The following is a 14,122-nucleotide window of genomic DNA, read 5'->3' on the forward strand; positions in this document are numbered from 1 at the left end:
CTTTTTTGCTAAGGTTGCCTTAAAAGTACTTCCTGCTTTGTTTGTGGGATGCATTATACAGGATAATCTGCATAATTCGAAAACAAAATAAGCTTATTTAAGACAAAAAGCCATGGTCGCAATGTGGATCTGCTATTGGTGGAAGAGCAGATCATAAATCAATACGGAAAACTGGATATTCTGGTCAATAATGCCGGCATTGAATTAATCGTTGCTGGGTGTATCACCGCAGGTTCTACTGCGGCTGCTACGTCAACAGAGATTTCAATTTAGCTGTGCAAGATGAAGGAACAAGGTGTCAGGCCTCATTTTATTCAAGGGAGGCCTGCTCTATTGTGAGAATAAGCTGCGATGCTTTGCTCTCCTGCTTTTATAGCTTTCAGATAAAGATTCCCCTGCTCATTGCGAAAGATTCCCAGGGCAGATAATTTATTTGCATCCTGATGCTGTCCTAAGGGGCGAAACAGATTGGAGCCAGGATCAGGAAGATTGTACCGTTTCAATATCATTGGTATGGTAACCATAATAAACATTGTAAAGAAAAAACCATTCGGCTTCTGCTCATCCAAATAAAGTGCATAAAATAATAAGTAAGGAATGCATTTGGCGATTAGATATTGGTTGGGATCATTTTTTAATAAAAAATTAATCGAGAATAATAGCCAGGGTAAATTAGCAATGGTGTCTGTCAGATTATAGAAAGAGCATGTCAGGTTGCCATTATAAATATTGGCAGCAAGGTATAAACTGCTTGCCAGTAAGGGGACTTGCTTATTTTCGGTAAAAGTATCAGCCCATATGTCTGTTCGCCTTAACAGACTAAATCCACTGAATAATTTTGAGAACAGCGAGATATTAAACATGCTCTCAAAAGCGATTAAGCTAACAGCCTTGTTGCTGGTGCATAGCGACAAGGCCAAAGTGGAACAAAACACTGGTAAAGCCATCGTAAGTAATTGCTTTTTTGAAAATTCATTAAGTATCACTGCGTTAAAGCGTAGAAAATTTAAGATAGAAGTACCTGTATAAGTAAAAACTACTATAACCAGTCCCGACTGGCTTATAACAGGGATTTCAATTAAGGTCATAATTTTACCAAAAAACAATTGTTTAAACGCTCTTGATATTGAGTTTTGTGCTGAGTTGTAGGTATAGGGAATTGTCGAAGTGAATTGGAATGAACTAAATAACTCATCCAGATCGACAATCTCTTCTGCTCGAAATGCTTGTTTTAACTTTATGGCTACTGGATGGAGTACAATGCAAGGAATATGACTTTTTGAAGTTGAGTTAGATTCTGTTAGGTTTTGTCTTCTTTGATTATGCCAGCCCTCAAGTATCTGCCTGGAATACACATAGCCGTTTCCGGTCATGAGAAAATCATCGTCAATATCAGAGGTTAACGAGAAATTATTTAATGGCTCATCCGCAATGTGTTCATAGAGCGCGGCAAAATCTTCTTTTCTTATTAGGGAGGGCATTTTTAAGAGTGTTTGGGTCAATCTGTCAGGACGAATTTTTTGCTTTAATGCCTTATCAGAAGTAATACCTGCCACACAAAGTAAACCCTTCGCGTATGCTTCCTGAATTGTTTGGGTACTATAAACTCCGACTATTGGAGATTCATTAAGACAAACAGCACTTTGATGAGGTTCTTGAGTGATGGGATTGTTGGCTGTATCTATCAATTGTCTGGTACGAAAGAATTTCATTCGACTTACTTAGAAGCAAATTTGGCTATTATAAACTCAACCTGAGTAATGAGCAAAGCATTGGAATCAATTAACTGTGGCACGACTTGTAGCCCGTATTAGGCGTTAGCCGTAATACGGGAATGAGTTCATTGCCACTTCGATCCCGTATTACGCTTCGCTAATACGGGATCGAATCAGACAGTAAAAGAATGATTGTTCAAGTCCTCTGCTGCTGCCTTCCAGCGCTTTTCAGTTGCATAGCAAGAAGGGTTGAATAGAGTGGAGATTTTTAATTCGGATAACGCAAATTCTTTCTTAACTGCCGGGCGTCCTTCAGTGAGACCCGCGACTAGTCCATCGCGTATATTAAACAGGGTATGAGAACCGACCATACCAAGGCCTGCCATGGCGTTAAGGGGTGTGGCTGATAATACCTTAACCCCCATCCAGGGTGTTTCTCTGTTTCTTTCGCAAGGTTCATCGTGTACGTAACTACCTGTTGCAACAATAGCATCTAATGGGGCGAGGGTAAGGGCGACAGGAACACTGCTGATACGAGAGAAAAACGATGGCTTTTGCGCTTTTTCAGTGGATTCCGTTACTTGTGAAGCGGGTTGTTCATTAGAAAATGAGTTTGGTACTGATTTTTCATTGTTCATTATTTATATCCTTATAATAAATCCCTAAAAATTACAGCAAATCTACAATAAATTAATTGGTTGGTGATTGCAATCTTGTGTATGTAACTACGCCAGCTCTGAATAAGCTATTGCTTTTCTCTTATACACACCGGCCCGTTCGTGCTGAGGAGGGGTGGGAACCCCGTCTCGAAGCAGGCACAGGGCAAAGAGTCTGTGCCAGTGCTTCAAGACGGCGCAAAAAGCCGCGCCTCCTCAGCACGAACGGATGGTGCGAGGGCAAAAAAAGTTGCGGCGTTATTCAGAAATCATGTGAGCTTGATAAAATTGTGACGTTTTATCAAATAGGTATAGCTCTAATTGATTAAAAAAACTCCAATGGTATAATATTTGTCTTTGTGGTTTGATTTAGGAGTAACGGATGAAAGATTTTTGGTATATAGATATTTCTTTTGATGGCAAAAAAAGCCGAATTGGCATTGATAAAGGACAGTTTACCGGAGATGTTGATAAAGCCTTGGATGCAATTCGTGCTTTTTGTGCAAATAATAGAATTAAAATAAACAGTTTTGGTTTTGGTTATGCCGATTTGATCATTGAAGACAAAACGCACTCACTTACCCCTTACGGTGTTGATATCGATATGATGTTGGGATTTTGTGGCATTGATTTAACACCAACAAACAATGCGGGAATTCGTTTAAGCCAATCCAAAGACCGTTTGCTTGGTGCAATCCCTCAAGTTGTTGAGAGTCAGGCACAAGAACCAGACAGTTCTTTTAAGCTCTGATTGTTACGTAATACGGCGGATACGGCTATCGCCTGATGCGGGCTATAATTTGAGCGGTAGATTTACCCTTCTAATCCGCGTGGGCTGCCGTATCTTTTACAGCCTGATGGGCTTGTGATTATATTTAAATAAGTGCTCAGACATTCCATTGCTTTATCCTGTATTCGTTCATGTTTGTCTAAACTGGACCAAAAGGAGACGAGGGAGCTTTTTCTCAGAGAGGTACTTTGACCCTTTTTTCTGGTTTTCGCTTTAGGTTCTGGGTCTGGAGCTACCAGATTCAGCATTTGTTTTAATTCAGTATTCACTTTAAACCCCAGAAATTGTGCCTCATCAAGAGACTCCTTTACTGCCCTATAACATTTTATGTCAAAGTCCATTATTCCCAGTAAACTGACCAGACCCGTCAGATATTCCAACTCTCCTAATTTTTTTGATAAGTGGTCTGTCATAAGGTACTCATTCTTTTTGCGTCTTTCTCTTTCAAGTAATGTAATTAATTCAGGAATAGCATTGTCGAGGAGCTCAGGATTTCTAGTCGTAACATAGGCAGTAAGCTGCCTCTTTATCTCAGCAATATCTTTGAATAAATCGATATCATTCGCAGAAAAGCTTTGTTTTAAATTACGAGGGATTTCAGTATTTTCTTTCATAGCATATTCCTTATGCAAAATGATAGAGGTGCTATGTGTTTAATATTAGATCAAAATGAGTGATAAATAAAATAACTGGAGCTATTAAATTTCCTGTTATTGAAGTAACCTTATGATATTAATCAAATTTTACATTAACTCAATATTATTATTTTCAATACCGTACAAAATACGGTTAGCATGTCAATTTTTTACATATACACTTTCCCTGATTTTCAATGTTCAGGAGTTAAGCATGTCTAGTTGTTCAATGATGGGTGGTGGTCTCGATATAATTGTTGGTGGATTTGTATCTTCAAGTTTCAGCAACTACCTGGGGTTTTTTAAGCCGTATAAAACTCCAGCCGAGTTTGCAGGCCATTTACTAGTTACTCCTTTTTCTGCACCTGTAGTAGCAGCCGCTGCAGCTGTTGTAGCTGCCTGTGCTTTCATTAAAGGCGGATATGATTTATCCCAGGGAGATGCATGCAAGGAAGATTTTAAAGTAGCTGGCATCGCAGGGGCTGTTGCCATAGGCGAAGGAGTTTTGACCGTAGCATCGCCTGTTTTATGGCCGGCTACGCTAATAAGCCGCAGTGCACTTACAGGGGTTGATAAGGCTATTTCTTTAGCCCAAGGCCCAAGATAACAGGGATGTTTTAATTACTGTAGCCTTGATTACGCTATCGCTCTGAGTGATCCTCTCATATTAAGTACCATTCAGAACTATGCAGGATCGCCTTCCCCTCTCCGGGGGAAGGTGCCCGACAGGGCGGATGGGGGGATCAAAAAAGGAGTTTCTATCAAATAGACCATGTTATTTTAGACCTTTACCTTAAATGAGTTCTCTTTTTGATCCCCCCACCCACCCTGTCGGGCACCCTCCCCCGGAGGTGGAGGGGCTACTTGCGATGATCATCCTGTTTATTTACATCTTTTTACGAGATTAAAATTATGAGAGGATCACTCAGCGCTAACGCTGCATCAAGGCTACGATTTTTACATTATGCTGATGCTTTTTTCTTTATTTTTGATAGTATGGCTCCGTCAAAAAATGGAGTGTTTTTATGAAAAAAATTGGAATTATTTTAGCATCTTTATTGGCTTTTTCTGTTCATGCCGATTCTTCTTTAGATTTTCTTAAGCAATTAACTCTTTTGCCGGGTGCCTCTGGTGATGAAAAAGCAGTTCGTGAAGTAATGAAAACCCGCTGGCAAGCTGCAGGAGCCAAGGTGGCAGTCGATGGAATAGGGAATTTGATTGCATCACCAGCTAATCCCGGGCAAGGGCCTAAAGTCTTACTTATGGCGCATATGGATGAAATTGGTTATATGGTTGAATCCATTACGCCTGAAGGATTTCTCAAAGTTTTACCAATAGGTGGTGTTTATCCTTCGGTTTCTTATGCTCATCGCTGGCAAATTAATACTCCTAAGGGAATAGTTGTTGCCTATTCAGGTATGGATTCACCCCATCAATTAAGTGATGCTGAAAAGGCGATTTTACCTCCTGCTGATCAAAGCATCTTTTTAGACGTTGGCGCAAAAGACAAACAAGAGGCTGAGGCTTTGGGATTAAGAAATGGTCTTTTTGTGACTCCTGAACCTGCATGGGCGGCTATGGGCGCGTCACGTTATCTGGCCAAGGCTTTGGATGACCGGGCAGGGCTTGCAGTGATTACTGATGTTTTGGAAAGCAAAAAAGCGCATCCTAACCAGTTGTTTCTTGCAGCTACTGTTCAGGAAGAAATTGGCTTGCGTGGTGCCGGAACTGTATATCCCTCTATCAAACCAGATGTGGTGATCAATGTGGAAGTCGGGATTGCAGATGATTATCCGCAAGTGATTTCCAAGAGAAAAGGGCGAATCAGTTTAGGAAAGGGGCCTGGCCTGTTTGTGTATGACAAATCGATGATTCCTCATCAAGGTCTATTAAACTGGATCATCAAACTGGCTCATGATAATAACATTCCCCTGCAATTGGAAATTGAACCTGGTTATGGTGAGGACGGTGCCAAATTACAGGCTAGTGGTGCAGGAATTCCGGTAATTAACATTGGTATGCCTATTCGCTATGCTCACCAGGAAGGCGGAATTTTTGATAAAGCCGATTATGAGAATACGATTAAATTGGTGCAGTTAATTGTGAGCCAGTTAAATAGCACGGTGTACAGTAATGATATTATCAATGGATAATCACTAGGCTGGCACGGTTTGTAGCCCGGTCTGCTCGCAGCCGGGATGGTGCCACTTCGATCCCGGCTGCGAGCAGACCGGGCTACAGATCGTACCAGGATTCAAGGTGGGCTGCTTGAAATCATCATTGTTTTTGTTTCAGGGCTAATTCTAAAATATTGTCCGTTTCGAATTGAAATACAGCGGCATGTTTTTCCAGATAGTGCGACACCTTGGTGAAGCGATTTATAAAATACTCTCTGCCTTCATGAGATAACTCATTAAATTCATTAGAAAATTCTTTAAGATGACGGCTTATTACCGCCAGATTATCCTTTGATGACAAGATGATGTCGGCATACAACTCAGGGGATTGGGAAAACATACGTCCCACCATTGCAAGTTCCAGGCGATAAATAGGGGAACTGAATGCTAATACTTTATTGAGATCTACCTGTTCTTCTAATAAAAAGCATCCATATACAAAAGAAGTAAAATGGCGTAGTGCCTGTATGTACGACATGAATTGATCATGTTCTTTTGCGCTACAGGCCTCTATATAACTGCCCCATAGTTTAATCTGGTCTACGAGCCATCCGTATTGTTCGGAAGAACGACCATCACATTGAATGACTACTTGCTTTACCAGGGTTTTAACTCGTGGCCCAAACATAGGATGAAAGCCAACAACAGGGCCATCATGCACTTTTAACATGGCTGCAAGCGGTTTGGCCTTAATGCTGGTTAAATCAGCCAGAACACAGTCAGAAGGTAATTTAGGAAGTTGATTTATCACGTCAAGAGTTTTGGCTAATGGCACAGTGACAAGTACCAGGCTTGCCCCGCTAAATAGTTCAGGAGAACTGTACTCATCACCGTCTTCCAGGATTTCTACCTGATAGCCCGACAGAAGGAATTGTCTGCAAAATAATGCCCCCATTTTCCCACGCCCGCCAATGATGATTATCTTGCGTTCATTGGTTTTGCCGGACTCTGTATCCATGGTCAGTTCATTGGAATAAGATTCCTGTATTAAGCGATGTAATATATCTTCAATGAACTCGGATGAAATACCCTTTGCTGTCGCCTTTTCCCGGTGTCTTGCGATCATTTCTACTTCTCTTACCGGATCGTGTAAGGATAAACCTTCTGCTGATTTGATTTTTCCAACATCATTGACAAGTTTGAGCCGCTTTTCGAGTAAGTCTAATAATTGCTCATCAACACCATCAATTTCTGCACGTAACTGATTTAATTTTTCACTCATAACAAAGGCCTATACTGTGCTCAATTGACTCATAGACTCATAGACTCATGGCACATGGCCAATACATCTTCTGTAGTATCCCATCCTATACAGGCATCGGTTATCGAGACACCGTATTTTAATTCCTCTTTGGGAATATCACTGCTTTGATTTCCTTCAAAAAGATGTGATTCAAGCATAATTCCAATAATATTTTCATTCCCATCTTTATGAGGATCATTAATGTATCCTTTCCACCCCACTGTTGTTCTGGGTTTTTCAAAATAGGAACGCATGACAATGTTTAAGGTTTTAGCATATTTTTTTCTGAGTTCGGTTATTCTTTCGGCGTATTCCATAGCTGCCTTCATTTCATGAATGGAGCAGGGCCCGCATATCACTAATAACCGTTTATCGTGTCTGTGAATGATTCGAGAGATTGCATTTCTTTCCAGAAAAATAAATTCTTTTAATCTTTCTGGCATTTTTATTTCTTTTTTAATCTGTTCAGGGCTACTTAAAACTTGTTCCGATAGAATATTGACGTTGTCCAGAATAAAAGAGTTTTCCATTTTTTACCTCTCGAACTCAACTGAAATCCTTGTCTTGTTTCCTTCCTTGTCAAAACAATAGATTAATTATAGACCATTAAATTTCATGTTTTATGACATTGTAAAAATAAATACTCTTTGGCTGGGGGTATGTAGCCCGGTCTGCTTGCAGCCGGGAAGGTGTATGTAATCATGGTGTTCATGTACGGCTTATCGCCGCCATTTCCCCGATCCACGTCGTCCTGAGCGCGTCTTTTGGCGCGAAGGATCTCCTGAAAGCGGCATGGTGCCAGTATTTGGAGATCCTTCGCGCCAAAAGACGCGCTCAGGACGACGTAGATCAGCTACGACAAAGAGATGCAGGAGAGGCAGACGCTTCAATAAGAATTTGTTCTATTTGAGTATTTTTAAAGACTACATGCTGATGCAATCCAACAGCAATCACTGTAGGAGCCAGGGTTTTTATCATCTCAAGAGCTGCTTGTTTTTGCGGCTCGCTTGAATCAAGGCTTTCAAAGATATTAATGTTAGCGAGAAAAGCTGCTACTGAACCCTTCCTAACCAATTTGCCTTGAATAGTAGTGGTGTCATCGCCATCGGGTAAAATGTCTTCTGGTCTTACTGAATGAGTCGTCATAGCGTACATCTGGTGTGGGTATTGAAGGCCTTATCCTATATGAAGTTACAGTGAGTCGCAAGACTGATAGGCAAGTAGCCCGTATTAGCTAAGTGTAATAAAATTATGGCTCTCATGTTCCCCGTATTACGGCTATCGCCTAATACGGGCTACGAATGAACTACGACGTGGTTGTATTATATTTTCATTGTGGCAGCAGGGGTTTCAACCACTCGCAACTTGCCACGATTACGTTCTAATGCCGCTTCAATTCTTTCCTGTAAAGCAGTTGTCATACTATATGCTCTAACTGTCGCTTGTTTCAGGCTGGTGTTCTGCTCTACAGCACTAACTAATGCAAAGAAATAGTTGCTCGTTCCTCTTTATAATCAGGACTGGGGACTTTTATATGAAGCATAGTTAATTTTGCTTTGTTTAAATTGCTTTCCAGGGAGGTATATTGTGCGGCAGTCAAATGACCCGAACGGGACAGATCAAAACACAAATTTTGCAGAGAGGATTAATTAATGATTTGAGGAATCAGGAAAATTGAATCAACATATCTTTAAGGCGTTTGGCGTCTTTAGGAGCATTAGCCTTTTCATCATTGTCAAAATAGCAAAACACTTTTTTTCCTTCTTTTTGCCAATCAATAAATCGCTCAGCATATTCAGACAAAGTGGCTTCTTCATAAGCACCTTCATAAGCTTCTTCATTAGGGCCGTGCATACGGATGTATATGAAGGGAGCGGTGCTTATTAGTGGGGTAGTGTAGGTTTTATGGTTATAGAAACACAAGGCCATTTGATGTGTGTTAAGCAATTCGTACAACTCATCGCAAAACCAGTTTTTATGACGAAATTCAAAGGTATAACGGTATTCTTTGGGTAAAAATTCAATGAACTTTTGCAAGGTGGGAATGTCTTTTGGCCAGTAAGGAGGAAATTGAAAGAGAATTGGTCCCAGTTTTTCTCCCAGATGGCTAAAGGCCTCCAGCAGCCGTGTAGTGCTTCCTTCCACCTCTTTTAATTTTTGGATGTGAGTGATGTAACGGTTTGCCTTGCAGGAAAATATAAAATTCGGAGGCGAAATTTCCGCCCAGTTGGTTACATTTTTTTCTTTGGGAATTTGATAAAAGCTGTTATTAATTTCAACACTATCAAAGGTTTGGGCATAATAGGGCAAGATCAAACTGGATTTGATTTTTTCCGGATAAAAATTACCCAGCCAGCCTTCATAGCTCCAGCCGGAAGTCCCTATGTAGAAATCCATAACCATACCTTGTAAGCCAATATTCTAACTATAGTCAATTTTTTGAAAAAATTTTATATCCTTACGCATGTTGAACATTTGTTGATCATGAAGTATAGTTGGCCATATTTTTGCCACCAATACGCTTCAACGATGACTACCTCAGCATCTTCCGAACCTTCATATTTTAAAAAATCCTGGGATTTTTTGTCCGATTATTTTTTCAATTCCGATGAAAAATGGAAAGCATGGGCGCTGCTTGCAGGGGCAGTATTAAGCATTTTAGCCATGATGGGGCTTGGTTTTGCTTTGGGTGGCTGGTGTTTTCCTTTTATTTATGCGTCATTTATCGCCAAAGATACTGCGCTCTTTTTAATGAGCATAGGTTCGGTGCTTTTAATCTCGACTGCAATGGCGGGTTTGAATTATCTGGCTAATTATTTAAAGAATGAATTGTATGTGAGCTGGCGCTCCTGGCTAACCAAAAAAATAATTAATAAGTACTTAACGAATAAAACCAATTATCTGGAACTATCACGCGTTTATGATGATGTGGATAATCCCGAACAACGGATTCAGGAAGATATAGACAAAGTTGTTGAATCATTTCTGAATTTGTCTTTAGGGTTTATTGATAACTTTTCTAATCTGGTTGTTTATACCTTACTTTTAATTGCGGCGGGTAGCTCTCTTTCTTTGATAGTCTTTGGTACTACAATAATAATCCCCGGTTTTTTGGTCTGGGTGGCTCTGGGAGTAGGAGTAGCCACGTCACTTATTGGTTATTTTATCAATAATTCACTACGTGAATCGACCAATGACGAAACCAGTGCGCAGTCCAATTTACGTGCAGATTTACAACATGTTAAAACCTTTTCTGAAGAGATAGCCATTGAGCATGCGGAAAAATACTATCAGGCACGGCTGGAAAAAGAGGTTGATGAGCTTCATGTAAAAACCACCCAGCGTTTATCTGTTCAAAATGGAACAAGCTCATTTAATGTATTTAACACGGTGCTGCAAGTCGTTGTTCCTCTTTTGGCAGCTGCCCCTTTATATTTCACTGATTTAATTACTATGGAAGTCTTTTATTCAGCAAGTTATTATTTTTCCATGATCACCCGCTCTCTAAACTGGTTTATAGATTCCTTTGAAATGATTAACAAATTCCAAACCAGTTTGAATCGGGTTGTCGTATTGCAAGACGTCCTGGATAATAATCGCGGGGAATCGACTCAAAATATTATTCGTAGCATAGAGCATCACAGTAAAAACCTCCAGATAAAGAACTTGAGCCTGACCGTACCGGGGAGTAACGCACCAGTCATAAAAGGCTTTAATTTGCAATTTACCCCAGGTGTTCATATTCTGCTTCAGGCTCGCTCCGGAGAAGGAAAAAGTAGTCTTTTCAAAGCAATAGCAGGGACTTGGCTGTCGGGAGAAGGGGAGATTCTGATTCCTGAAAGTCTTGATACGGTTTATTTTTTACCCCAAAAGCCTACTCTCCCAAATGATACTTTAAGAAAGGTTCTCGCATATCCTGATGCTGACTGCCCTTATTCTGATAATGAACTCATGGCCGCTTTAAAGGCGGTAGATTTGGAAGCGCTGACTGGCAAACTGGATGAGCACATCGGTTTTAAATCATTAGGTGAACAACAAAGGATTGCCTTTGCGCGAGTATTATTAAGAAAGCCGGGCTGGGTATTTCTGGATGAAGCTACTGCGTCTTTGGATGAACAGGCTGAGGAACAGGTTTATTGCCGCCTAAAGGAACTCTTGCCTAAAACCACAATCATCAGTATTGCACATCGCTCTACGGTGAAGCGTCATCATGACAAGGTTTTATTTTTTTATAAGAACGATGAGAATGAGGCTATTGTTGAAGTGGAATCCTTACTGGCTAGTGGCGCGAGATAATTTACGTGATTTTAAAATTAACTATATGATAAAAATAAGAACAAATAAAATGGCGCAATTATAAACCTTAAAGTATAATTACAGTGCAAGTTCATCAACAAGGAAAGTGAGCATGAAAAAAATAATTACCGCTTTATTGGTCATTGTGCCAGCGATGTTTTTAAGTGGCTGTGTTACTGAAACCACTTATTCTTCTGGATATAACACCACTACTTATTACCCTAGATACAATACGAGTTATGTTTATGGCGGCGGCCTGGGTTATACGGGGGTTGGTTTTGGGGGGATTTATAATACAGGTTATTACGGTAATCGTTGGTGGTATGGTAATAACAGAGGATGGTATGGTAACAGAGGCTGGGGCAACCGTGGATGGGGCCGTGGCGGCTGGCGCCGGTAGATAATAACCTGTAGCCCGTATTAGGCGCCAGCCGTAATTATGGGATCGAAGTGGCAATGAACTAATTCCCGTATTACGGCTGGCGCCTAATACGGGCTACGAAATCTTAATGACTTCTGGTAGGGTTTGTAGCCCGGTCTGCTTGCAGCCGGGATCACAGTGGCACCATCCCGGCTGCAAGCAGACCGGGCTACGGATTGTGCTATAGCAAACTATTCCTGCTTGTTGTCATTTCTTACGTTGATTCTAATACCGTCTTCCCGTTTTTCTTTCTCCTAACCTATTGAAATAAATATTTTTTTGTGATCAAATTTAATCGTGTAGGGCATACCTTGCCCCACCCTGGATTTTAACTTTCTCCAGAAACTCATATTAATTATCAAGGAGCAATAGAAGTGGATAAACAAGGAAGGAAGATGGCATTGAACGCGGTCTCTGGCTGTTTATTGGCTTTGTCTGCCGGCATGGCATACAGTGGAACAATGGGGCCTGTAGCGACCTCACCTGTTAAAGTCTATGTGGGTGTTTTTGGAGGAGCAGGCGCACTATCCAGTGGTGACATGAGTCAATATGGAACTGCATTTTTCACTGTAGCACAGGGTGGCCCTCTGGCTGTTGATTCTTTTGGTCGTCACGACAGCAGTTCAATGGGCATGGTCGGTGGTCATATTGGATTTGCGTGGCCTAATGCAATCCTGAATTTACCGGTATCTCCAGCAATTGAATTGGAAGGCTTTTACATGGGTGGTGTTAAAGTTGAAGGACACGACATCAACAATGATACTGTAAGGCTTGATGAACATGATTTCCTTGTTCATTATCCGTTAAAAACCGGAGTGTTCCTTGTGAATGCGGTATTAAATGCTAACGATTCACTGTTTGGAAACTTCAAACCTTACATCGGAGTAGGTATAGGTTCAGCTGTACAATCTGTTTCTGGCGCAACGTCAATTCAGCTTAGCCCTCCAGAACCAGGTCTTAACCATTACAGCGGTAATCCTGACGATACCGTAGTAGTCTTTGCTGCACAACCTAAAATAGGTGTGCATTATAACTTCGGATCCCGTGCAAGTGTATTTGCTGAATATCGCTTTGTTTACCTTTCAGAAGCGAACCTCACCTTTGGCTCAACTATAGCCCCAGGTCACGTGGCAACTACATCATGGTCTGTATCTATGGGACCCCAATATTACAATATGGGTACTATAGGTATTGATTTTGATGTCTAGGTAACGCCGTATTCCGGATTAGGACAACAGGCTTTAATCCGGAATATATCAGTTTATTGATGTGCCATCAGAAATGGTGATGATAAGGGTTCATATTATTTTTTTCAGTTTTTTCAGGGGTAAAACCTTGTGCTTTCCTTACCACTGCTATGAATTCTTCCAATTCATGGGTTCTTGTACCCTCCTTATCATTTTGAATAAGCTGATTCATAAAATCAAATAATTGCACATTCAATTCATTAATGACGCTTATGCATTCTGCTCTATTCAACCCTTCCAGAACGTTTTCCCTATATTCTCTTATAGTAGCTAAGAAAAGACCCATAATCGCGCGAGAATCGGGGGTGGTTTGAGATATATGTGCAAATTTTTTAGTATCCTGCTGAGATGTATAAATTACATAATTTACTCTTTGAGATCTATAACTCCTATAATCTAAAGGCTTCATAATTTCCGCTGAAAAAAAACAGTCTTTATTATTTATCCTCAGTTCTAGAGGATTTTTAGGTGATCCCAGGAAGAAAATGCGACAAGTTTGGTATGTTGCACATTTAGTAATTACAATTTTATTAACCAAATTAATATCAATTACTTTTGGTGATTGAGTTGTGGTTGATTCAGTCTGGAACATTGTATGAGGAGAAGAGCCCGGAAGAGGGGAGACCACTTTGCTTTCTCGATTGGTTGTTGGATTTGATACGGTTGAATTGGAAGTATGTTGGTGTATTAAGAAAGCACGGAAATCAAGCCGCGACTGTTAGGAGCGGAACAGTTATACTGGCACGTACTTTGTTTCTTGTACCTGTCATGGAATGAGTGATGCCAGGCTCCGTGCCTTAACAAAAGTTCCGCTCCCTCACGGTCGCGGCTCGGATTTCTGGTGCATGATAAAGTAAATAAGAAAGCACGGAAACCGAGCCGCGACCGTTAGGAAGCGGAACAGTTATACTGGCACGTACTTTGTTTCTTGTACTTGTCATG

Annotated in this window: 15 protein-coding genes; 7 read left to right on the forward strand and 8 right to left on the reverse strand. The window is 40.7% G+C overall.

Translation table 11 applies throughout. The features are described 5' to 3' along the window. Positions 1-123 precede the first annotated feature (123 nt). Positions 124-273, forward strand: coding sequence for a hypothetical protein (locus tag B094_RS17235; protein ID WP_018576342.1), 150 nt, complete (start codon positions 124-126; stop codon positions 271-273). Between the two features lie 41 nt (positions 274-314). Here B094_RS17235 and B094_RS0103150 read toward each other — a convergent pair whose 3' ends face one another. Both B094_RS0103150 and B094_RS0103155 read right to left on the reverse strand, forming a co-directional pair. After that, positions 315-1,712: a hypothetical protein gene (locus B094_RS0103150; protein ID WP_018576343.1), complete on the reverse strand. Its 1,398-nt coding sequence runs from the start codon at positions 1,710-1,712 to the stop codon at positions 315-317. Positions 1,713-1,888: 176 nt separating this feature from the next. Continuing rightward, positions 1,889-2,353 carry a hypothetical protein gene (locus B094_RS0103155; protein WP_018576344.1) on the reverse strand — a complete coding sequence of 155 codons (465 nt, stop codon included), beginning with the start codon at positions 2,351-2,353 and terminating at the stop codon, positions 1,889-1,891. A gap of 400 nt (positions 2,354-2,753) precedes the next feature. Between B094_RS0103155 and B094_RS16390 the strand changes: the two genes are divergently transcribed. Then, positions 2,754-3,122: a hypothetical protein gene (locus B094_RS16390; RefSeq protein ID WP_018576345.1), complete on the forward strand. Its 369-nt coding sequence runs from the start codon at positions 2,754-2,756 to the stop codon at positions 3,120-3,122. Between the two features lie 62 nt (positions 3,123-3,184). Here the strand turns inward: B094_RS16390 and B094_RS0103165 are convergent, their stop codons facing one another. Continuing rightward, positions 3,185-3,775, reverse strand: a complete 591-nt coding sequence (locus B094_RS0103165; RefSeq protein ID WP_018576346.1) for a hypothetical protein — start codon at positions 3,773-3,775, stop codon at positions 3,185-3,187. Between the two features lie 235 nt (positions 3,776-4,010). Between B094_RS0103165 and B094_RS0103170 the strand changes: the two genes are divergently transcribed. Together B094_RS0103170 and B094_RS0103175 are read left to right on the forward strand one after the other, a co-directional pair. Further along, entirely contained in the window at positions 4,011-4,403 is a 393-nt protein-coding gene (locus B094_RS0103170; protein WP_018576347.1) for a hypothetical protein, read from the forward strand. Positions 4,404-4,821: 418 nt separating this feature from the next. After that, positions 4,822-5,949: a M42 family metallopeptidase gene (locus B094_RS0103175; RefSeq protein WP_018576348.1), complete on the forward strand. Its 1,128-nt coding sequence runs from the start codon at positions 4,822-4,824 to the stop codon at positions 5,947-5,949. A gap of 124 nt (positions 5,950-6,073) precedes the next feature. Here B094_RS0103175 and tyrA read toward each other — a convergent pair whose 3' ends face one another. The 4 genes from tyrA to B094_RS0103200 form a co-directional block, all read right to left on the reverse strand. After that, complete coding sequence (gene tyrA / locus B094_RS0103180; protein ID WP_018576349.1) at positions 6,074-7,195, reverse strand: bifunctional chorismate mutase/prephenate dehydrogenase; 1,122 nt, start codon at positions 7,193-7,195, stop codon at positions 6,074-6,076. A 29-nt stretch (positions 7,196-7,224) separates the two neighbouring features. Next, complete coding sequence (locus B094_RS17615) at positions 7,225-7,746, reverse strand: DAHP synthetase I family protein (RefSeq protein ID WP_018576350.1); 522 nt, start codon at positions 7,744-7,746, stop codon at positions 7,225-7,227. A gap of 319 nt (positions 7,747-8,065) precedes the next feature. Continuing rightward, positions 8,066-8,362, reverse strand: coding sequence for a hypothetical protein (locus tag B094_RS0103190; RefSeq protein ID WP_018576351.1), 297 nt, complete (start codon positions 8,360-8,362; stop codon positions 8,066-8,068). A 519-nt stretch (positions 8,363-8,881) separates the two neighbouring features. Further along, entirely contained in the window at positions 8,882-9,613 is a 732-nt protein-coding gene (locus B094_RS0103200; RefSeq protein WP_018576353.1) for a DUF72 domain-containing protein, read from the reverse strand. Between the two features lie 132 nt (positions 9,614-9,745). Between B094_RS0103200 and B094_RS0103205 the strand changes: the two genes are divergently transcribed. The 3 genes from B094_RS0103205 (at position 9,746) to B094_RS0103215 (ending at position 13,141) form a co-directional block, all read left to right on the forward strand. Continuing rightward, complete coding sequence (locus B094_RS0103205; RefSeq protein ID WP_018576354.1) at positions 9,746-11,512, forward strand: ABC transporter ATP-binding protein/permease; 1,767 nt, start codon at positions 9,746-9,748, stop codon at positions 11,510-11,512. A 112-nt stretch (positions 11,513-11,624) separates the two neighbouring features. After that, on the forward strand, positions 11,625-11,912 hold the full coding sequence (locus B094_RS0103210; protein ID WP_018576355.1) for a hypothetical protein: 288 nt from the start codon (positions 11,625-11,627) through the stop codon (positions 11,910-11,912). Between the two features lie 416 nt (positions 11,913-12,328). Further along, positions 12,329-13,141, forward strand: coding sequence for a hypothetical protein (locus B094_RS0103215; protein WP_018576356.1), 813 nt, complete (start codon positions 12,329-12,331; stop codon positions 13,139-13,141). Between the two features lie 67 nt (positions 13,142-13,208). On the opposite strand, the gene B094_RS0103220 is transcribed toward B094_RS0103215, so the two are convergent. Beyond that, positions 13,209-13,589, reverse strand: a complete 381-nt coding sequence (locus B094_RS0103220) for a hypothetical protein (RefSeq protein WP_155823537.1) — start codon at positions 13,587-13,589, stop codon at positions 13,209-13,211. Positions 13,590-14,122: the final 533 nt, after the last annotated feature.

The sequence above is a fragment of the Legionella shakespearei DSM 23087 genome (genome assembly GCF_000373765.1).
Lineage (GTDB): Bacteria > Pseudomonadota > Gammaproteobacteria > Legionellales > Legionellaceae > Legionella > Legionella shakespearei.